Source organism: Micromonospora mirobrigensis (assembly GCF_900091555.1).
GTDB classification, from domain to species: Bacteria; Actinomycetota; Actinomycetes; order Mycobacteriales; family Micromonosporaceae; genus Micromonospora; species Micromonospora mirobrigensis.
The window spans coordinates 224,325-245,029 of the sequence record NZ_FMCX01000003.1 but is presented as its reverse complement, the minus strand read 5'-3'; the positions used below and the strand labels follow the sequence as shown (position 1 = coordinate 245,029).

At 74.8% G+C, this 20,705-nt stretch carries 15 protein-coding genes; 12 read left to right on the top strand and 3 right to left on the bottom strand.

The window, feature by feature from the left end; all coding sequences use genetic code 11:
- The first annotated feature begins 9 nt into the window (after nucleotides 1-9).
- The 4 genes from GA0070564_RS12300 (at nucleotide 10) to GA0070564_RS12285 (ending at nucleotide 8,420) form a co-directional block, all read left to right on the top strand.
- Nucleotides 10-1,254: an MFS transporter gene (locus GA0070564_RS12300; protein ID WP_091607886.1), complete on the top strand. Its 1,245-nt coding sequence runs from the start codon at nucleotides 10-12 to the stop codon at nucleotides 1,252-1,254.
- A gap of 119 nt (nucleotides 1,255-1,373) precedes the next feature.
- Entirely contained in the window at nucleotides 1,374-2,321 is a 948-nt protein-coding gene (thrB, locus tag GA0070564_RS12295; protein WP_091607883.1) for a homoserine kinase, read from the top strand.
- Between the two features lie 296 nt (nucleotides 2,322-2,617).
- Nucleotides 2,618-4,768 carry a transcription termination factor Rho gene (rho, locus tag GA0070564_RS12290; protein WP_091607878.1) on the top strand — a complete coding sequence of 717 codons (2,151 nt, stop codon included), beginning with the start codon at nucleotides 2,618-2,620 and terminating at the stop codon, nucleotides 4,766-4,768.
- A 163-nt stretch (nucleotides 4,769-4,931) separates the two neighbouring features.
- Complete coding sequence (locus tag GA0070564_RS12285) at nucleotides 4,932-8,420, top strand: phosphodiester glycosidase family protein (RefSeq protein ID WP_091607874.1); 3,489 nt, start codon at nucleotides 4,932-4,934, stop codon at nucleotides 8,418-8,420.
- Between the two features lie 165 nt (nucleotides 8,421-8,585).
- Here the strand turns inward: GA0070564_RS12285 and GA0070564_RS12280 are convergent, their stop codons facing one another.
- Complete coding sequence (locus GA0070564_RS12280) at nucleotides 8,586-9,482, bottom strand: phosphatase domain-containing protein (RefSeq protein WP_091607871.1); 897 nt, start codon at nucleotides 9,480-9,482, stop codon at nucleotides 8,586-8,588.
- Nucleotides 9,483-9,770: 288 nt separating this feature from the next.
- Here GA0070564_RS12280 and rpmE point away from each other — a divergent pair, with 288 nt between their 5' ends.
- Nucleotides 9,771-9,995: a 50S ribosomal protein L31 gene (gene rpmE, locus GA0070564_RS12275; protein ID WP_088972948.1), complete on the top strand. Its 225-nt coding sequence runs from the start codon at nucleotides 9,771-9,773 to the stop codon at nucleotides 9,993-9,995.
- 124 nt (nucleotides 9,996-10,119) lie between these two features.
- Nucleotides 10,120-11,208, top strand: coding sequence for a peptide chain release factor 1 (gene prfA / locus GA0070564_RS12270; protein WP_091607868.1), 1,089 nt, complete (start codon nucleotides 10,120-10,122; stop codon nucleotides 11,206-11,208).
- 56 nt (nucleotides 11,209-11,264) lie between these two features.
- On the opposite strand, the gene GA0070564_RS12265 is transcribed toward prfA, so the two are convergent.
- The gene (locus tag GA0070564_RS12265) at nucleotides 11,265-12,818 is read right to left on the bottom strand and encodes a GGDEF domain-containing protein (protein ID WP_091607864.1); all 1,554 of its coding nucleotides are present in this window, start codon (nucleotides 12,816-12,818) and stop codon (nucleotides 11,265-11,267) included.
- 117 nt (nucleotides 12,819-12,935) lie between these two features.
- Between GA0070564_RS12265 and prmC the strand changes: the two genes are divergently transcribed.
- The 4 genes from prmC to GA0070564_RS12245 all read left to right on the top strand — a co-directional run bounded on the left by prmC (nucleotide 12,936) and on the right by GA0070564_RS12245 (nucleotide 17,358).
- Complete coding sequence (prmC, locus tag GA0070564_RS12260; RefSeq protein ID WP_425412453.1) at nucleotides 12,936-13,844, top strand: peptide chain release factor N(5)-glutamine methyltransferase; 909 nt, start codon at nucleotides 12,936-12,938, stop codon at nucleotides 13,842-13,844.
- Nucleotides 13,844-14,491 (top strand): L-threonylcarbamoyladenylate synthase, encoded by a 648-nt coding sequence (locus GA0070564_RS12255; protein WP_091607856.1) that lies wholly within the window; start codon nucleotides 13,844-13,846, stop codon nucleotides 14,489-14,491. Before prmC ends, GA0070564_RS12255 begins: the two co-directional genes overlap by 1 nt.
- On the top strand, nucleotides 14,492-15,103 hold the full coding sequence (locus GA0070564_RS12250) for an arsenate reductase/protein-tyrosine-phosphatase family protein (RefSeq protein ID WP_091607852.1): 612 nt from the start codon (nucleotides 14,492-14,494) through the stop codon (nucleotides 15,101-15,103).
- A 137-nt stretch (nucleotides 15,104-15,240) separates the two neighbouring features.
- A complete protein-coding gene (locus tag GA0070564_RS12245) occupies nucleotides 15,241-17,358 on the top strand; it encodes a transglycosylase domain-containing protein (protein WP_091607849.1) in 2,118 nt (705 codons plus the stop codon).
- Between the two features lie 53 nt (nucleotides 17,359-17,411).
- Here the strand turns inward: GA0070564_RS12245 and GA0070564_RS12240 are convergent, their stop codons facing one another.
- Nucleotides 17,412-18,872 carry an SDR family oxidoreductase gene (locus GA0070564_RS12240; RefSeq protein WP_091607846.1) on the bottom strand — a complete coding sequence of 487 codons (1,461 nt, stop codon included), beginning with the start codon at nucleotides 18,870-18,872 and terminating at the stop codon, nucleotides 17,412-17,414.
- A gap of 35 nt (nucleotides 18,873-18,907) precedes the next feature.
- Here GA0070564_RS12240 and GA0070564_RS12235 point away from each other — a divergent pair, with 35 nt between their 5' ends.
- Both GA0070564_RS12235 and GA0070564_RS12230 read left to right on the top strand, forming a co-directional pair.
- Nucleotides 18,908-20,197, top strand: coding sequence for a serine hydroxymethyltransferase (locus GA0070564_RS12235; protein WP_176730653.1), 1,290 nt, complete (start codon nucleotides 18,908-18,910; stop codon nucleotides 20,195-20,197).
- Nucleotides 20,190-20,621 carry a hypothetical protein gene (locus GA0070564_RS12230; RefSeq protein ID WP_091607838.1) on the top strand — a complete coding sequence of 144 codons (432 nt, stop codon included), beginning with the start codon at nucleotides 20,190-20,192 and terminating at the stop codon, nucleotides 20,619-20,621. Before GA0070564_RS12235 ends, GA0070564_RS12230 begins: the two co-directional genes overlap by 8 nt.
- Nucleotides 20,622-20,705 lie beyond the last annotated feature (84 nt).

Sequence of the window (20,705 nt, the reverse complement as noted above, 5' to 3'; positions counted from 1 at the left end):
GGTGCCGGGGTGTCACCCACCGTCTCGGTCCTGGTCCGTAACCGGGACTTCCGCAACCTCTTCCTGGCCGAGCTGGTGGTCTTCGGTGCGGACTGGTTCGTCATGGTCCCGCTGCTGGTGCTGCTGCCGCAGCTGACCGGCAGCGGCGTCTGGGGCGCGCTGGTGCTCGCCCTGGACACCGGCGTGGTGGCGCTGCTGCTGCCGTGGACCGGCACCATCGCCGACCGGTACGACCGCCGGAAGATCATGATGGTGGCGAACGTCGCCGCCCTGGCCGGGGTGCTGCTGCTGCTCGGGGTGCGCAGCGCCGGCACCGCCTGGCTGGCCATGCTCGGCATCGCGGTGGTGGCGGTGGCCAAGGCGCTCTACTCGCCGGCCGCCCAGGCCGCCCTGCCCAACGTGCTGGACCCGGACGAGCTGGCCGCCGGCAACGCGGTGGCCGGGTCGGCCTGGGGCACCATGACGGTGGTCGGCGCGTCGCTGGGCGGCGTGCTGAGCGCGGTCACCGGCCCGTACGTCTCCTTCGTGGTGGCCGCGGTCGGCCTGGCGCTGGCCGCGGGCCTGGCGACCCGGATCCGCCGGCCCTTGCAGGCGCCCCGGGACGCCACCCAGCCGGTGCAGCGGACCTGGCCGGCGATCCGGGAGGCGCTGGGGCACATCGGCCACCACCCGCGGGTGCTGGCGCTGGTCACGGTGAAGTCCGCGGTCGGGCTGGGCAACGGCGTGCTGACCGTCTTCCCGCTGCTGGCCGGGGTGTTCGGCGTGGGTTCGGTGGGCACCGGGCTGCTCTTCGCCGCCCGGGGCGCGGGGGCGCTGGTCGGGCCGATCCTGATGCGGCGGGTGCTGACCGACCGGTCCTGGCTGCTGCCCGGGCTGGCGCTGTCCATGTCGCTGTACGGCCTGGCGTACCTGGGCACCTCGGTGACCGGCTGGTTCCCGCTGGTGCTGGTCCTGGTCTTCGTGGCGCACCTGGGCGGCGGCAGCAACTGGGTGCTGTCGAACTTCGCCCTCCAGGGAGAGGTGCCGGACCGGCTGCGCGGTCGGATCTTCGCCACCGACATGATGCTGGCGACCCTGGCCATCTCGGTCAGCCAGCTGGTGGTGGCCGGCGTGGTGGACCTGGTGGACGAGCGGGTGGTGCTGGCCGGCTGCGGCCTGGTCACCCTGCTCTACGCGCTGGGCTGGCGGGTCGCCACCCGCCGGCTGTCGCTCACCGACCCGGCGGACACGCCGGACCCGGCCGTACCCCGCTGACCCGGCCGCACCCGGTCGATCCGGCACCGGACGGGAATCCGCCGGGCCGGCGTCCCAGGCTGCGGGCGGGGCGGCCCGCGCTCCACCGGGCCGTCGGACCCGGGCCCTAGCATGAGGCGGTGCCGTTGACTTTCGAAACCGGGCCGGTCCGGGTCCGAGTGCCCGCCACCAGCGCCAACCTGGGGCCGGGGTTCGACGCGCTCGGTCTCGCCCTGGGGCTGCACGACGACGTCGCCGCCGAGGTCTCCGCCGAACCCGGGGTGCGGGTGACGGTCACCGGGGAGGGCGCGGGGGAGCTGCCGGCCGACGACCGGCACCTGGTGGCCCGGGCGATGCGGGCGACCTTCGACGTGCTCGGCGGCCGGCCCACCGGGCTCGCGCTGGAGTGCGTCAACCGGATCCCGCAGGCCCGGGGCCTCGGTTCCTCGTCGGCGGCGATCGTGGCCGGCGTGCTGCTGGCCCGGGCCCTGGTGGTCGACGGGCTTCAGCGGCTGGACGACGCGGCGGCCCTGCGCCTGGCGGCGGAGATCGAGGGCCACCCGGACAACGTGGCGCCCTGCCTGCTCGGCGGCTTCACGGTGGCCTGGACGGAGCCCGCCGGCGCCCGCGCGGTCTCACTGGCGGTGGCCGACGGCGTACGCCCGACGGTGTTCGTGCCGGACGAGCGGGGCCTGACCGCGGTCGCGCGGGCCGCGCTGCCGGCGGCGGTGCCACACGCCGACGCCGCGCTGACCGCCGGGCGGGCCGCGTTGCTGGTGCACGCGCTGACCGGGGCGCCGGAGCTGCTGCTGCCGGCCACCGTCGACCGGCTGCACCAGGACTACCGCGCCGAGGGGATGCCGGGGACGGCCGCCCTGGTCACGGCGCTGCGTGCGGCGGGTGTGGCGGCTGTGGTCAGTGGGGCGGGGCCGACGGTGCTGGCACTCACCGAGCCGCCGGAGGGCTTCGCGCCGGGAATGGGCTGGCGGTCCTGGCGGTTGCCGGTAGAGGTGCACGGCGCCACGGTCGTACGGGGTAGACTGGGACACGCCGAGCGGGACCCTGTTGCCGCAGGTCGGAAGAGTTGATTACGCTCTAGACCTAGCACAGCCGCGAAGCATGCGATCTCCCTGCGGGTCGGCGCACCCCCGAAGCTTTCGGCGGTAAGCCCGTCACCCCTGCCTAGGCCCACGCCGGACCGCAGTTTCCACAGGTCGCCGCAGACGGCGAGACCTGCTCACCGAGACTGGTGAGTCGGGAAACCGACCGGCTGCTGTGTCACAGACTCCCGCGACGCGTCCCTGCGAGGCGGGTGCACCGAGGCCGCCCGGCCACCTCGTACGTCGACTCCGGGCAGTCCCGGCCTATCGAGGGAAGGAATCCATTGAGCGACACCACCGACATGACGTCGGATGTTTCCAACGTCGCTGGCGAAGCCGCTGCCGCCCCCACCCGCCGTCGGCGCAGCGGCACCGGCCTGTCCGCGATGCTGCTGCCGGAGCTCCAGAGCCTGGCCGCGTCGCTCGGCATCTCCGGTACGGCTCGCATGCGCAAGGGCGAGCTGATCAGCGCCATCTCCGAGCGGCAGGGCGGCGCCGCCGCCGGTACCCCTCGACCGCGGGCCGAGGTGCCGGCCGCGGCCGCTCCCGCCCGTGACGAGGTCCGCGCCGAGGTGCGGGGCGCCACCGAGCGTCCCGAGGCGGAGCGTCGGGCCACCGAGCCGGCGGCCGAGCAGGCCGCCGCACCGACCGAGGGCCGTACCCGTACCCGGCGTGGCCGGGCCGCGGCGACCGCCACCCCGGTCGAGGCGCCGGCCGCCGAGCCGCGCGCCGAGGAGACCGCCGACCGCGGCGAGCCCCGGGGCGGCCGGGACCGCGCCGAGCGCACCGGTGACCGTGCCGAGCGTGGCGCCGACCGTGCCGAGCGTGGCGCCGACCGCGGCGAGCGGGCCGAGCGTGGCGAGCGGGCCGACCGTGCCGAGCGTGGCGGCGAGCGGGCCGAGCGTGGCGAGCGGACCGACCGTGCCGAGCGTGGCGGTGACCGGGCCGAGCGCAACGACCGCGGCGGTGACCGCACCGAGCGGGCGGAGCGCACCGAGCGCAACGACCGTGGTGACCGGGCCGAGGGCGGCGAGCGGGCCGAGCGCAACGACCGCGGCGGTGACCGCAACGAGCGCAACGACCGGAGTGACCGCAACGACCGTGGTGACCGCAACGACCGTGGTCAGCGCGCCGAGCGGGACAACGACGGCGACGACGACGGCGAGGGCGGCGGCCGGCGGGGCCGGCGCAGCCGGTTCCGCGACCGGCGCCGCGGGCGCGGCGACCGGGTCGAGGGCGGCAACGAGGGCGGTGGCGGCGGCGGTGGCCGCGAGCCGCAGGTCGGCGAGGACGAGGTCCTCGTCCCGGTGGCCGGCATCGTCGACGTGCTGGACAACTACGCCTTCGTCCGGACCACCGGCTACCTGGCCGGCCCGAACGACGTCTACGTCTCGATGTCCCAGATCAAGAAGTACGGCCTGCGTCGCGGTGACGCGATCACCGGCGCCGTGCGGGCCGGCCGCGACGGCGGCAACAGCGGCGACCAGCGGCGGGACAAGTACAACCCGCTCGTCCGGCTGGACACGGTCAACGGGATGGAGCCCGAGGAGGCCCGGCGTCGGCCGGAGTTCTACAAGCTCACCCCGCTCTACCCGCAGGAGCGGCTGCGGCTGGAGACCGAGCCGCACATCCTGACCACCCGGGTCATCGACCTGGTCATGCCGATCGGTAAGGGGCAGCGGGCGCTCATCGTGTCCCCGCCCAAGGCCGGTAAGACCATGGTGCTCCAGGCGATCGCCAACGCGATCACCCACAACAACCCGGAGTGCCACCTGATGGTGGTGCTGGTGGACGAGCGGCCCGAAGAGGTCACCGACATGCAGCGGTCGGTGAAGGGCGAGGTCGTCGCGGCCACGTTCGACCGTCCGCCGCAGGACCACACCACGGTCGCCGAGCTGGCGATCGAGCGGGCCAAGCGCCTGGTCGAGCTGGGCCATGACGTGGTCGTGCTGCTCGACTCGGTGACCCGGCTCGGGCGGTCGTACAACCTCGCGGCGCCGGCCAGCGGCCGGATCATGTCGGGTGGTATCGACTCCACGGCGCTCTACCCGCCCAAGCGCTTCCTCGGCGCGGCGCGCAACATCGAGAACGGCGGTTCGCTGACCATTCTCGCCACCGCGCTGGTGGAGACCGGGTCCATGGCGGACACGGTCATCTTCGAGGAGTTCAAGGGCACCGGTAACGCCGAGCTGAAGCTGGACCGGAAGATCGCCGACAAGCGGACCTTCCCGGCGGTCGACGTGAGCGCGTCCGGCACGCGTAAGGAGGAGATCCTGCTCGCGCCGGAGGAGCTGGCGATCATCCACAAGCTCCGCAAGGTGATGCACTCGCTGGACTCGCAGGCGGCGCTGGACCTGCTGCTGGACCGGCTCAAGAAGTCGCGTACCAACATCGAGTTCCTGATGCAGATCGCGAAGTCCACGCCGGGGGAGTGACACCGCCCCGGTAGGACCGATCGAGGGAAGGGCACGGCCGTTCGCGGCCGTGCCCTTCCCTCGTGTACGCACCGCTCGGTCCCGCCCCGGCCGCATGAAGTTTTCCTTCGTGTAAGCGCCCAGGTATTGAAACTTCTGTGCAGGCTCGGGTTGACTGTCGTCCATGCGTACCCGCAGTCGATCCGCTCGGGCGGCAGCTGTCCTGCTGCTCACCCCGCTGCTCGCCCTCCCCGGGCCGTCCCCGGCCGCCGGCGCGGCCGGCCCCACCGTCGCCGCCGACACCACCGCCGAGGACGCGCCGGTTGCCTCCTCCGGGCCGGCCGGCCCGGTCGCCCTGGCCCGCCGCCCCACCCCGACCGCCGCGCCGACCACGGGGCTGGAACCGGCCAGTGGCCTCCAGACCGCGAAGACCACCCGGCCGGTCGCCCCCGGCCTGGACCTGACCTCCTTCGACCGGTACGACGCCGACGGCTGGCTGCGCGCCGACGCGCTCACCGCCGACCTCTCCGGCGGCCTGACGGTCGACTACGTCAACTCCGGGGCGGTCACCCGGGACGAGCCGCTGCGGGCCGCCGTGGACCGGGCCCGGGCGGTGGCCGCCGTCAACGGCGACTTCTTCGACATCAACAACTCCGGCGCCGCCCAGGGCGTCGGCATCCGCGCGGGCGAGCTGGTCCAGTCGCCGATCGCCGGCCACCCCAACGCCGTTGCCCTGGACGGCGCGGGCCTCGGCCGGATCATCCAGGTCGGCTTCGAGGGCACCGCCACGCTGCCCGCCGGACCGGTCGGCCTCACCCAGTTCAACAACATGGTGCAGCGCGACGGCATCGGCGTGTTCACCCCGCTCTGGGGGACGTACACCCGGGCGCGGGCGGTCAGCGGCGCGGCCCGGACGGTCGAGGTGACGGTGACCGGCGGTCGGGTCGCGAGCGTGGCCGACACGGCCGGCGACGGTCCGGTCCCCGCCGGGACCACCGTGCTGCTCGGCCGGGAGGCCGGCGCGGACGCCCTCGCCGCGCTGCGCCCCGGCGACCCGGTGGACGTGACCTGGCGACCGCGGGCCGCCGACGGCGGCCCGCTGCGCGCGGCGGTCGGCGGCGGCAACGTGCTGGTCCGCGACGGTGTCGTGCAGGACATCGCCGACCGGACGCTCGCCCCGCGCACCTCGGTCGGCTTCTCCGCCGACGGCCGCCGGATGGTCATGCTGACCGTGGACGGCCGGTCGGTGGACAGCCGGGGCGTCACCCAGACCGAGATGGGCCGGATGATGGTCGAGCTGGGCGCGGCGAACGCGCTCAACCTCGACGGCGGCGGCTCGTCCACCCTGCTCGCCCGGGAACCCGGCGCCGCCGCCGTGCAGGTGGAGAACGCCCCCTCCGACGGCACCGAACGCCCGGTCCCCAACGGACTGGCCGTCTACGCGCCGCAGGGCAGCGGCCGGCTCACCGGCTACTGGCTGGAGACGGCGAGCGACCCGACCGCCGCGCCCGGCGTCGCCCCGATCCGCGGCGGCCGGCCGGACCGGGTCTTCCCCGGCCTCACCCGCCGGCTCACCGCCGCCGGCTACGACGAGACGTACGGGCCGGCCGCCGGCGCACCCCGCTGGCGGGCCAACCCGGCCGCGCAGGGCACGGTGGACGACGAGGGCGTCTTCCGGGCCGGCGCCGCCGGCCGGACCACCGTCACCGCCTGGCGCGGGGAGGCCCGCGGCACCCTGGGCCTCACCGTCCTCGGGCCGCTGGACCGGATCGACGCCACCGTGGACCGGCTCGGGTTGAACCGGGCTGGCGAGACCGGACTGTTCGGCGTGGTCGGCTACGACGCCGAGGGGAACACCGCCCCGATCGAGCCGGCCGACCTGCGGCTGGAGTACGACCACGAGCTGCTGGACATCACCCCCACCGCCGACGGCAACCTGTCGGTCCGGGCGCTGCACGACAGCGGATCCGCCCTGCTCACCGCCCACGTCGGCGGCTCCACCACCGTCCTGCCGGTCACCGTCGGGCTGACCGACGTCCCGGTCGCCGGCTTCGAGGACGCCGCCGCCTGGCGGTTCAGCCAGGCCCGGGCCGCCGGCTCGGTCGCCCCCGCGCCGGGCCACACCGGCACCGGCCTGAAGCTGGCGTACGACTTCGGCCAGTCCACCGGCACCCGGGCCGCCTACGCCGACCCGCCCGCCTGGATCGACGTACCCGGCCAGCCCCAGGCGTTCGGCATGTGGATCAAGGGCAACGGCCGGGGCGAGTGGCCCAGCCTGCACCTGCACGACGCCCAGGACACCCAGCATGTGCTCCGCGGCCCGTACGTCACCTGGACCGGCTGGCGGTACGTCGAGTTCGCCGTCCCGGCCGGCGTGCAGTACCCGGTGCGGGTGCGCCGGTTCTACGTCGCCGAGACCGACCCGGCGAAGCAGTACGCCAGCGAGATCGTCATCGACGACCTGGTGGCGAAGGTGCCGCCCACGGTCGACGCGCCGGCCGAGCCGCAGCGCACCGACCGGGTGGTGCTGCGCGACGGCACCGTCGACGGCGCGCCCTGGCGCTTCGCGGTGCTGTCCGACGCCCAGTTCGTCGCCGCCGACCCGGACAGCGATCTGGTCGCCCAGGCCCGCCGTACGCTCCGCGAGATCCGGGCGGCGAAGCCGGACTTCCTGGTCATCGACGGGGACTTCGTCGACACCGCCTATCCGGCGGACTTCGCCCTGGCCCGGCGGATCCTCGACGAGGAGCTGGGCGGGGACCTGCCCTGGTACTACGTCCCCGGCAACCACGAGGTGATGGGCGCCCCGATCGACAACTTCCGGGCCGCCTTCGGCGACGCCTCCCGGGTCTTCGACCACGCCGGCACCCGGTTCGTCACGCTGAACAGCTCCGCCGGCTCACTGCGCGGCAGCGGCTTCGACCAGGTGGAGCTGCTGCGCCACACGCTCGACTCGGCCGCCGCCGACCCGGCCGTCGGCTCGGTGGCCGTGCTCTTCCACCACCCGCCCCGCGACCCCAGCCCGGCCAAGGCCAGCCAGCTCGGCGACCGGAAGGAGGCCGCCCTGGTGGAGCAGTGGCTGGCCGACTTCCAGCACCGCACCGGCAAGGGCGCGCTCATGGTCAACGGACACGTCGGCACCTTCCACGCCGACCGGGTCGACGGCGTGCCGTACGTGGTCAACGGCAACTCCGGCAAGAACCCGTCCACCCCGGCCGAGCAGGGCGGCTTCACCGGCTGGACGGAGTTCGGCGTCGACCCGGTCACTCCCCCGGAGGCGGACCGGGCCCGCCGCGACCCGCTCGCCGAGGGGCCGGAGTGGGTGGCCGCCGAGTTCCACGCCCACGTCGACCGGCTGACCCTGACCGCCCCGGCCACCGTGCCGGTCGGCGCGCCGGCCCGGGTCACCGCGACGCTCACCCAGCCCGGCGGGCGTACCGTCCCGGTGGCCGCGCCGGTCAGCGCCGACTGGTCCGGCTCGCCGAACCTGCACGTCGGCCCGGCCGGCGGGGTGAAGCCGTGGCACGTGGCCCGCTTCGACCCGGCCACCGGGCAGCTCACCGCCCTGCGCCCCGGCGCGCAGGTCCTGCTCGCGGTCACCGTCAACGGCGTACGTGCCGAGGCGACGATCGCCCTCACGGCGGCGGCACCTGGGGAGGCCCCCGCCGCCTGAGGTGCAAGGAGGGGCCCCCTGTTAACGCATTCGGTAGAGCAGGGGCCCCTTCTTAACACCCTGCCCGCCGGCCGGCCGTCCCTCGGGTGGCCGGCCGGCGGAGCGGCTGTTAACAGGGGCCCCCTGCTATGCGAAAAGCGTTAACAGGGGGCCCGTGCTTACACCTCAGAAGTCGCCCTCGGCGACCTGGAAGACGGTCAGGCCGAGCGAGCGCCACATCCGGACCACCTGCTGCCGGTCGTCGAAGACCCCCACCACCCGGTAGCGGTCCCGGATCTCCCGGTCGTAGATCTCCCGCTTGACGATCGCGTCCTTGCGCTGGTCGCCGAGCGCCCGCAGGTGCAGCGCCAGGTACGGCACCCGGACGTGCCGGGCCAGCCAGGTCACCGTGGCGGGCCGGGCCGAGGCGTCCCGGCCGGAGCAGAAGACCACCCCGTGCCCGGCCGCGTGCATGGCCCGTACCGCCGCGATCACCGCCTCGTTGGGGACGTCCTCGCCGACCCGGGTCATGTCGTACGGGCTGCGGGAGACGTTCAACGCCACGGTCCCGTCGATGTCGACCAGGACGATGTCCGGTCGTTCCGGCTCGGCGCGGCTCACCCGGCCGGGACCGCCAACGCGGCCGGTCGGCGCCGGCAGCGGCAGCGGCCGGCGGGCCAGGTAGCGCTCGTGCAGCCGGCGGATGGCCGCCTCGCCGACCCGGTCGGTCTCGGGGCGGGCGGCGTCCCGGCGCAGGCACTCGTCCAGCGGCACGTCGGTGAAGTCGTGCACCTCGAACGCCGCGCCGTACCGCTCGGCCAGCTCCGCCCAGTCCCGCAGCGTCCGGGAGCGCAGGTTGGTGTCGTCCACGCAGACGCTCACCCGGGCCGCCAGCAGCGCCTCCACCTGGGCCCGCTGGGCCCGGGCGACCTGCCCCTCGGCCCACTGGGTGAACAGCCGCTCGCCGTGCATCATCCGGCGCAGGTCGTCCCGGTTGATCCGGACCACCCCGGGTTGCAGGCCGCGGGCAAAGGTGGTCTTGCCGGAGGCGGGCAGGCCGCGGGTGGCGATCAGGCGGAACATCCCCGTCTCCTCGTGCTCGTCGGGTCGCCGCCGGGCCGTCCGATCCGCCGGCGGCCCCCACCGTACGACCACCCGGCGGGCGCCGGACGAATGCCCACCCGGCGGGCGGGAATGCGTACCGGGAGGTGAGCGTTGAGCCAGCCGTGACCACGTGTGCGGCCCGCCTGCCGGGTCGGCGCGAGCCCATGGCACACTGGTCAATCGGCCACCGGTTCCGGTTCACGCCCGACCCGCCGCGAACGGCAGCGGGGGCGACCCGGCGACCACCCACGAAAGGACCGAGGCGACATGAAGCCCAACATCCACCCGGAGTACACCTCGACCGAGGTCAAGTGCTCCTGCGGTAACACCTTCACGACCCGCAGCACCGCCAAGGGCGGCTCGATCACGGTCGAGACCTGCAGCGCCTGCCACCCGTTCTACACCGGCAAGCAGCGCGTCCTCGACACCGCGGGCCGGGTCGCGAAGTTCCAGCAGAAGTACGCCAAGGTTCAGGCGAAGAAGGCCAAGTAGCTCTTCCGACGACGCCCGTGTCCGGCCCTGTGCCGGGCACGGGCGTTCGTCCGTTACGCCCCCGGAAGTCCTCGCCGGTCCCCACCGGCCCCGGTGTCCTCGTCGTCGAAGGAGCATCCCCCGCATGAGCAGTGAGCGCCTGGCCGCCCTCCTCGACGAGTACGCCGAGCTGGAGAAGCGGCTGGCCGACCCGGCGCTGCACACCGACCAGAACACCGCCCGCCGGGTGGGTCGCCGGTACGCCGAGCTGGTCCCGCTGCACAAGGCGGCCGGCGAGCTGGAGCAGGCGCGCGCCGACCTGGCGGCGGCCCGGGAGCTGGCCGCCGAGGACCCGTCCTTCGCGGCGGAGGCGGAGTCGCTCGCGGCGGGCCTGCCGGCGTTGGAGGAACGCCTCGCCGAGCTGCTCATCCCGCGTGACCCGCACGACGCCAAGGACGTGATCGTCGAGATCAAGGCCGGCGAGGGCGGCGAGGAGTCGGCGCTGTTCGCCGGCGACCTGCTGCGGATGTACACCCGGTACGCCGAGCGGCACGGCTGGCTCACCGAGGTGATCGACGCCCAGGACTCCGACCTCGGCGGCGTCAAGGACGTCTCCCTGGCGATCAAGACCAAGGGCGTGCCCGAGGGTGGCAACGGCGTCTGGTCCCGGCTCAAGTGGGAGGGCGGCGTGCACCGGGTGCAGCGGGTCCCGGTCACCGAGTCGCAGGGCCGGATCCACACCAGCGCCGCCGGCGTCCTGGTGCTGCCCGAGGCCGAGGACGTCGACGTCACCATCGACCCCAACGACCTGCGGATCGACGTGTTCCGGTCGTCCGGGCCGGGCGGCCAGTCGGTGAACACCACCGACTCGGCGGTCCGGATCACCCACGTGCCGACCGGGATCACGGTCTCCTGCCAGAACGAGAAGTCCCAGTTGCAGAACCGGGAGCAGGCGATGCGGATCCTGCGGGCCCGGCTGCTGGCCGCCGCCCAGGAGCAGGCCGACGCGGCGGCCTCGGACGCCCGCAAGGCCCAGGTCCGCACGGTGGACCGGTCGGAGCGGATCCGCACCTACAACTTCCCGCAGAACCGGATCACCGACCACCGGATCGGCTACACGGCGTACAACCTGGACCTGGCGCTCGCCGGTGACCTCGACGGTGTCCTGGACGCCCTCGCCGAGGCCGACCGCGCCGCCCGCCTGGCCGGGGAGCCGGACCTGTCCCGCCGCTGACCCGGGGGCCGGGCCGACCGGCCGGGGCGTCGGGTCGGCCGGCGGGGAGAGCCGGGTCAGCTGGCCCGGGGGCGGGCCTTGGCCCGGAGCATCTCCCGGTCGGCGGCCTCGAAGGCGGCGCCCAGGGCGTCCCGCAGGGACGGCCCCGCGCCGTCGCCGACCTCGGCGAAGCCGATGCTGATCCCGACGGGGGTGCCCGGCACCAGCGACTCCCAGTCCTCGTCCCGGACCGCGGCGTCGATCCGGCGGGCCACCTCGGCGGCCTCGCCCATCCCGGCGCCGGGGAGCACCACCACGAACTCGTCCCCGCCGTAGCGCGCCACGAAGTCGCCCCGGCGCATCACCCGGTTGATCACGCCGGCGATCCGTTGCAGCACCAGGTCGCCGGAGTGGTGGCCGTGCCGGGTGTTCACCGCTTTGAAGCCGTCCAGGTCGCAGACGCCGATCACCACCCGCTCCCCACGGCCGACCACCACGCCGATGTAGCGCTCCAGCCGGCGCCGGTTGGGCAGCCCGGTCAGCGGGTCGGTGAGCGCCTCGCCCTCGTACCGGGCGGCCTCGCGGCGCATCTCCTCGTGGTCGATCCGGGCGGCGATGCCGTCGATGTAGACGTCGCGGAGCCGGTCGTTGCGCTGGGCGGCGAGCCGGAACGCCAGCCGGTCGGTGCGGTGCGCCGCGGCGTGGTCGCCGGCCCGGGACAGCGCGATGCTGCGCAGTCGGGCCGGCTCCGCCGCGCCCAGCGTCTCGTCGCCGACCCGGATCCGGTCCAGCCGGGTGACCGCCTCGATCGGTCGGCCGTCCGCCACCGCCAGGCAGACCCGCCCGAGCTCCCGCATGTCGCGGGCCCGGGCGCTGTCCCCGCCGTGCCCGAGCAGCCGGACCGGGTCGGTGTCGGTGCCGCTCTCCGCCCGGTCGCCGAACGCGGCGCGGCGGGCGGCGGCGTAGCCGTACGCGGCCAGGCTGCTCGGCCGGATCCGGCCCGCCCGCCCGGCGCGGACGAACCGGGCCAGGTCGGCGGCCACGTCGCGCAGCACCCGCAGGCAGCCGTCGCTGTCGCCGTTGTGGTCCAGGGCGACCGCGTTGCGAAGCCGGATGCCGGGGGCGGCGAAGGTCTCCTCGGGGATGCCGGCGGCGGTGCCGAGCTGGCGGGCCCGCTCGATGGCGCCCAGCGCGTAGCCGTGGAAGCTGAGGTAGGAGTACGCCATCGCCAGGTCGTGCCAGCCCCAGGCGGTGCGCGAGTCCGGTTCCTCCGCCGCGCCCAGCGCCCGGGCCGCCTTCACCAGGTGGGTGACGCAGCGGTCCAGCGCGCCCTGGTGGTGGGCGGCGAGGGCGGCCAGCGCGTTGAGGTGCCCGTGCAGGTAGGGCTCGGCGAGGTCCCGGACGGCGGTGGAGGCCTGGTCGATGGCGCGGGTGTACTCCGCCGTGCGGCCCAGGTTGATCAGCGCGGAGAGGCGCTGCACCAGCGCGTACGCCCGGGCGTAGGGGTCGGTGGTGGTGGCGACGACCCGGTCCAGGAGCTCGCACGCCTCGGCGGACCGGCTGACCTCCTGGAGGTGTTCGGCGTGCTGCAGGGCGTCAACCTGGTCGGTGACCCGGTCGAACCAGCCCACCCGCGACCTCCCTGTCGGTGTGTCCCGCGCCGCACCCGGGCGCGGTCAGCCCCGGCGACGACTCATGATTATGACGTGACCCACCATGCCCGACACCCGTCCGAAGGGACAGATCCCGTGCGGCCCTCCCGGGCGGTGTCCGGCGCCGCCCGGCGGCTGGCCGACGCCGGCGTCGACGCGGCCCGGGCCGAGGCCGAGCAGTTGGCCGCGTACGTGCTGGGGGTGCCGCGGGGTCGGTTGGCCCTGGCCGACGGCTTCGACCCGGACCAGTTGCGCCGCTTCGACGAGCTGGTGGCCCGGCGGGCCGACCGGGAGCCGTTGCAGCACCTGACCGGGACGGCCGGCTTCCGGCACCTGGAGCTGGCGGTGGGCCCGGGGGTGTTCGTGCCCCGCCCGGAGACCGAGCTGCTGGCCGGCTGGGGGGTGGCCCGCGGTCTGGAGGTGGTGGACCGGCCGCTGGTGGTGGACCTGTGCAGCGGTTCCGGCGCGATCGCCCTGGCGGTCGCGCAGGAACTGCCGGGCGCCCGGGTGGTGGCGGTGGAGCGCTCGCCCGAGGCGTTGCGCTGGTTGCGGCGCAACGCGACGGACCGGGCCGCGGCGGGGGACCGGCCGGTCGAGGTGGTGGTCGCCGACGTCACCGACCCGGAGCTGCTGGCCGACCTGGCCGGCCGGGTCGACGTGCTGCTCTGCAACCCGCCGTACGTGCCGCGCTCGGTGGTCGTACCCCCGGAGGTGGCCGGGCACGACCCGGACGAGGCGGTCTTCGGCGGGGCGGACGGGCTGGCGGTGATCGGCCCGGTGGTGCGCCGGGCGGCGGAGCTGCTGCGCCCCGGCGGCGTGCTCGGCATCGAGCACGACGACACGCACGGTACGGCGGTGCCGGAACTGCTCGCCGCCGACGGCCGGTTCACGGCCGTGGCGGAGCACCACGACCTGGCCGGGCGTCCCCGGTTCGCCACCGCGTCCCGCCGTCCGGACGGCGACCGCGCCGATGCGGGCACGGCGTGGCAGACTGGCTCCTCGTGATGCTCTACGACTGCCGGTCGCCCGCCGACCGGGACCGCGGCATCGCTGCGGCCATCGAGGCGGTCAAGAACGGCGAGCTGGTCGTCCTGCCGACGGACACCGTCTACGGGATCGGCGCGGACGCGTTCACCCCGTACGCGGTCAAGGCCCTGGCGGACGCGAAGGGCCAGGGCCGGCAGGCGTCGCCGCCGGTGCTGATCGGCTCCCGGCACACCCTCGACGGCCTGGTCTTCTCGCTGCCCCGGGCGGCCCGTGACCTGGTCGAGGCGTTCTGGCCGGGCGCGCTCACCATCGTGGTCGAGCACTCGCCCACGCTGAGCTGGAACCTGGGCGACGACACCGGCACGGTGGCGGTCCGGATGCCGCTGCACCCGGTGGCGCTGGAGGTGCTGCGGGAGACCGGCCCGATGGCGGTCTCCTCGGCCAACCGGACCGGCCAGCCGGCCGCGGTCACCGCGGAGGAGGCCCGCGACCAGCTGGCCTACTCGGTGCGCGCCTACCTGGAGGCCGGCCCCTGCCCGGACCCGGTGCCGAGCACGATCGTGGACGTGACCGGGGAGGTGCCGCAGGTGCTGCGCCGGGGCGCCATCCCGCTGGAGAAGCTGCGCGACGTGGTCCCGGACATCCTCGACGCCCGGGAGGCGTGAGTGCCGCCGTTCACCGTCCTGCACGTGTGCATGGGCAACATCTGCCGCTCCCCGATGGCCGAGCGGCTGCTGGTGCTCGCCCTGCGGGAGCGGTTGGGCCGGCTGGACGTCGACCCGGTCCGGGCCGACGAGCTGCTGCACAGCCACAGCGCCGGGACCGGCGGCTGGCACGCCGGTGAGGAGATGAACCCGCCGGCGGCCCGGCAGGTGCTCTCCCGTGGCGGCGACGTCGACGGGTTCGCCGCGCGCAAGCTGCGCTCGGACCACATCGACGCCGCGGACCTGGTGCTCACCGCCACCGCCGACCAGCACGAGTACGTGCTGGCGCTGCGCCCCGACGCGGCCGCCCGGACGTTCGTCCTGGGTGAGTTCGGCCGGCTGCTGCCCGCGGTGGACCTGGCCGACCTGCCCCCGGCGGCGGCCACGCCGGAAGCGGTACACGCCCGGGGGGTCGCCCTGGTGGCCGCCGCCCACGAGGCCCGTGCGGGTGCCTCCGCGTTGACCACCGACGACCTGGACGACCCGTGGGGTCGAGGCGACCAGTGCTTCAGCCGGGTCGCCGACGAGATCGAGGAGGCCGTCCACCCCCTCGCCGCCGGTCTGCTGCCCTGACCTCCCGTCCCGGCGCCGCCGGGGGTCGACCGGTCGTGTGTAATCCTCGCGAGCTTTCTCCAGGTTTGCCCGAAAACAAGAGCAAAAAGGGCATTCTGTACGGGTCCTAGCGTGACCGGCTCCTGCGGGGAGAGCTGATGATCCGGGCCCATCTCGACAAGATCTTCACCGTGCTGATCGCCGGGTCGCTGGCCGGGCTGGTGCTCGCCGTGGCGGCCCTGCCGGCCGCACTGGTGCTCGGACTCGGCTTCGGGGCGCTCGCCACGCCCTGGTCCGAGCTGCCCGACTCGCTGCGCACCCCACCGACCGTCCAGCGGTCGAACCTGTACGCCAACGACGGCAACACCCTGATCACCTCCTTCTACGTGGAGGACCGGGTGGACGTGCCGCTGGCCGGGGTGGCGCCGGTGATGCGCCAGGCCATCGTGGCCGCCGAGGACGTCCGCTTCTACCAGCACCGGGGGGTCGACCTCCGGGGCGTGGTACGGGCCTTCACGGTCAACCGGCGCGACGGCGCCACCCGGCAGGGCGCCTCGACGCTGACCATGCAGTACGTGCGCAACGCGCTCGCCGGCGACCCTCGGCTCACCGCCCAGCAACGCGCCCGGGCCACCGAGATCAGCACCGGTCGCAAGCTGCGCGAGATGCGCTACGCCCTGGCCCTGGAACGCACCCTGGACAAGGACCAGATCCTCAGCCGCTACCTCAACATCGCCTACTTCGGCGCCGGGGCGTACGGGATCGCCGCCGCCAGCAAGCGGTACTTCTCCAGGTCGCCGGCCCAGCTGACGCTGGCCGAGGCGGCCCTGCTGGCCGGTCTGGTCCGCTCACCGGCCACCGACGACCCGATCAACGGTGACGCCGACGCCGCCCTGGCCCGCCGGTCGTACGTGCTGGACCGGCTGGTGGAGACCGGCCAGGTCCCGGCCGCCGAGGCGGCGAAGGCCCGGGCCGAGCAGCTGCGCCTGGACCCGAGCGAGACGCCGAACGACTGCGCGGCGGTGCCCGCGGCGCACAACGACTGGGGCTTCTTCTGCGACTGGTTCACCCGCTGGTGGGGAGCCCAGCCGGCGTTCGGGGCGTCGGTCGACGAGCGGCAGGGCCTGCTGCGCCGCGGCGGCTTCCGGATCGTCTCCTCGCTGGACCCGGCGGTGCAGGCCACCACCCGCGGCCAGGTGCTCGGCATCTATCCCACCGACGACCCGTTGGCGGTGCCGACCGCGGTGGTCCAGCCCGGCACCGGACGGGTGCTGGCGATGGCGGTGAACCGCGACTACGGGGTGGCCGGCAACCCGCCCGGCCAGGAGAACTACCCGAACACCGTCAACCAGCTGGTCGCCGGCGGCGGGACGATCGCCGGTTACCAGGCCGGCTCGACGTTCAAGCTGTTCACCCTGCTCGCCGCCCTGGAGGCCGGCCTGCCCCTGGACACCCGGTACGACGCCCCGCACCGGCTGCTGACCCGGTTCCCGGCGGCCGGCGGCCCGGCCAGCTGCGCCGGCCGCTGGTGCCCGACCAACGCCGACCTGGTCGGGATGGACGGCCCGCGGACCATGTGGAGCGCCTTCGGCCGTTCGGTGAACACGTACTTCGCCTGGCTGACGGAGCAGGTCGGCGCGGATCGGGTGGTGGAGATGGCCGAGCGGCTGGGCATCAGGTTCCGCGCCGAGGACGACGCCAAACTGGCCCGCTACTCGGCCCGGGACTGGGGGGCGTTCACCCTCGGCGTCTCCGCCACCACCCCGCTGGACCTGGCCAACGCGTACGCCACGCTGGCCGCCGAGGGGACCTGGTGCGCGCCGTCGCCGGTCCGGTCGATCACCGACCCGTCCGGGCGCCCGGTGGCCGCCGGCCGGCCGGACTGCCGCCAGGTGCTCGACACCGACGTGGCCCGGGCGGCCACGGACGCGGCCCGCTGCCCGGTCGGCGGCCAGTCGATGTACGGCCGCTGCGACGGCGGCACCGCCCCGCAGCTGGCCCCCCGGCTGGGCCGGCCGGTGGCGGGCAAGACCGGCAGCTCGGAGCGGAACGAGACCGAGTCGGTGGTCGCCTTCACCCCGCAGCTGGCGGTCGCCTCCATCGCGGCGAACCCGGACGACCCGCGCCAGGCGGTGGGCAAGGCGGTGCAGAAGGAGATGATCGACGCCGTCGGCCGGGTGCTCGCCACCACGCTGCGCGGCGAGCCGGCGCGCGACTTCGTCCCGCCGAGCGAGTCGACAGCGTTCCGCCAGGCCGGACCGCGCGACGGCAACTGAGCTGTTAATAGGGGCCCCCTGCCATACCGGAAGCGTTAACAGGGGGCCCCTCCTTACAGCTGTTCGGCGCCGCGGGCGATGTTGCGGGCCATCCCGCCGAAGACGATCGCGTGGAACGGGGCCACCGAACCCCAGTAGGCGTGCCCGGGCAGGCCGCGGGGGAGGAAGACGGCGCGCTGGACGTACCGGCTGCGGCCGTCGCCGGCCGGTTCGGCGCGCATCTCCAGCCAGGCCCGGCCGGGCAGCCGCATCTCGGCGCGCAGCCGCAGCAGCTGGCCCGGCACGATCTCCTCGACCCGCCAGAAGTCCAGCGCCTCCCCGACCTGGAGCCGGTGCGGGTCGCGCCGGCCCCGGCGCAGCCCCACCCCGCCTACCAGCCGGTCCAGCCACCCCCGCACCGACCAGGCCAGCGGGAAGGAGTACCAGCCGTGCTCGCCGCCGACCCCCTCGATCACCCGCCACAGCGCGCTCGTCGGGGCGTCGACCGCCCGTTCCCGGACGTCGGTGTAGACCGTGCCGCCGGACCACTTCGGGTCGCTGGGCAGCGGCTCGGCCGGGGCGTCCGGGCCGCTCGCCGTGGACCACCGGGTCTCCACCTGGGCGTCGCGGACCTTGGCCAGGGCCAGCCCCACCGCCTGGTCGAAGCCGGTCAGCCCGCCGGGCGGGTCGGGGACGTACCCGGCGATGTCGTGCTCGTGCGCCACCGCCTCGTGGATCAGGCTCTCCACCAGCGGACGGGCGATCGCGTTCGGCACCGGGGTGATCAGGCCGACCCAGTGCGAGGAGAGCGACGGGGTCAGCGGTCGGACCGGCACGATGATCCGCCGGCGCAGGCCGGCGACCTGCGCGTAGCGCTGCATCATCGCCAGGAAGGTGAGCACGTCCGGTCCGCCGATGTCGAAGGCCCGGTTCACCTCCGGCGGCAGCGTCGCCGCGCCCGCCAGGTAGCGCAGCACGTCCCGGACCGCGATCGGCTGGATCCGGTTGCGTACCCAACGTGGGGTGACCATGGCCGGCAGCCGCTCGGTGAGATAACGCAGCATCTCGAACGACGCCGAGCCGGAGCCGATGATCACCGCCGCCCGCAGCACCGCCGTGGGCACCTCCCCGGCCAGCAGGATCCGCCCCACCTCGGCCCGGGACCGCAGGTGCGGCGAGGGGACCTCGCCGTCCTCCTTCGGCTCCGGGCCGCCCAGGTAGACGACCCGGCGTACGCCGGCCTCGGCGGCGGCCCGCGCGAAGTTGGTCGCGGCCTCCCGGTCGGCCGCCTCGAAGTCGGCCTGCCCCAGCGAGTGCACCAGGTAGTACGCCACGTCGACGTCGGCGAAGGCAGCCGGCAGGGTGTCCGGTCTCCGCAGGTCGCCCTCGGCGATCTCGGCGCGCGCGGCCCACGGCACGTCACGCAGCCGCCCGGCGTTGCGGGCCAGGCAGCGCACCTGGTGCCCCTCGTCCAGCAGCCGGGGCGCCAGGCGCCCGCCGATGTAACCCGTCGCTCCGGTGACCAGGCATCTCACGATCTCCAGTGTGCGGCTCCGTAGACTGCTTCGCTGTGGAGAACGCGAGTGACACCTTCTGGGGACCGGACTTCCAGCAGCTCAGCGCCGTCGATCCGGAGATCGCCGGGGTGGTGCTCGGCGAGCTGGACCGGCTGCGCGGCGGCCTCCAGCTGATCGCCAGCGAGAACCTGACCTCCCCGGCGGTGCTGGCCGCGCTCGGTTCGACGCTGACCAACAAGTACGCCGAGGGCTACCCCGGCCGGCGCTACTACGGCGGTTGCGCCGAGGTGGACCGGGCGGAGGAGATCGGCGTCGCCCGGGCGAAGGAGCTCTTCGGCGCCGAGCACGCCAACCTCCAGCCGCACTCCGGCGCGAGCGCCAACCTGGCCGCGTACGCCGCCCTGGTGCAGCCGGGGGACACCGTGCTGGCGATGGACCTGCCGCACGGTGGGCACCTGACCCACGGCAGCCGGGTGAACTTCTCCGGCAAGTGGTTCCACCCGGTCGGCTACACCGTGCGGCCGGACACCGAGCTGATCGACTACGACGAGGTGCGGGACCTGGCCCGGGCGCACCGGCCCAAGATGATCATCTGCGGGGCGACCGCCTATCCCCGGCTGATCGACTTCGCCGCGTTCCGGGAGATCGCCGACGAGGTCGGGGCCTACCTGATGGTGGACGCGGCGCACTTCATCGGGCTGGTCGCCGGCGGGGCGATCCCGTCCCCGGTGCCGTACGCCGACGTGGTCACCGCCACCACGCACAAGGTGCTGCGCGGCCCGCGCGGCGGCATGATCCTCTGCCGGGAGTCGCTGGCCCAGCGGATCGACAAGGCGGTCTTCCCGTTCACCCAGGGCGGGCCGCTGATGCACGCCGTGGCCGCCAAGGCGGTCGCCCTGCGGGAGGCCGCCCAGCCCGAGTTCCGGACCTACGCCGCCCAGGTGGTCGGCAACGCCCAGGCGCTCGCCGCCGGGCTGGCCGACGAGGGGATGCGGCCGGTCTCCGGGGGCACCGACACCCACCTGGCCCTGGTCGACCTGCGGCGGCTCGACGTCACCGGCGCCGAGGCGGAGGCGCGCTGCGAGGCCGCCGGCATCACGCTGAACAAGAACGCGATCCCGTACGACCCGCAGAGGCCGATGGTCGCCTCCGGCATCCGGGTGGGCACCCCGAGCGTCACCACCCAGGGCATGCGCGAGGGCGAGCTGCGCCGGGTGGCCGGGCTGGTCGCCCGGGCGGTACGCACCGACCCCGACGAACCCGGGGGCGCCGACGCGCTGACCCGGATCGCCGCCGAGGTGACCGAGCTGGTCACCGACTTCCCGGCGTACCCCCGTGGCTGAGCCGGGGACGCGCGGCGCGGAGCTGACCGCGGACCCGCGCTGGCGGCTGCGCCACCTGCCGGTGCTGCTGGCCACGTCGGCGCTGCTCGGCGCCGTCGCCGCGGTGGTCGGCGGGGTGACCGGCGGCGGGGACGCGGCGCTCGGCGCGGCGGCCGGGGTGGCGGTCACGGTGGTCAGCTACACGCTCACCACGGTCGTGCTGGCCTGGGCCGACGCGCGTAACCCGCAGCTGGTGCTCCCGTTCGGCGTCGGCCTGTACGTCGCCAAGTTCACCCTGCTCGGCGTGGTGATGGCCACGGTGGCATCGACAGGCTGGGGTGGTCTGGCGGCGCTCTGTGTCGGCATCGCCGCGGGCGTCGCGGTCTGGACCGGGGTGCACATCTGGTGGCTGACCAGGGTGCATTCCCGCCGGTCGGCGGCCTGACCGTCCCACCTGTCGGACGGCGCGCCCGACTGTCGCCGTTCGGTCGTTTGCGGGGTGGCGGAAGGGGAGTAGCGTGCCCCCAGA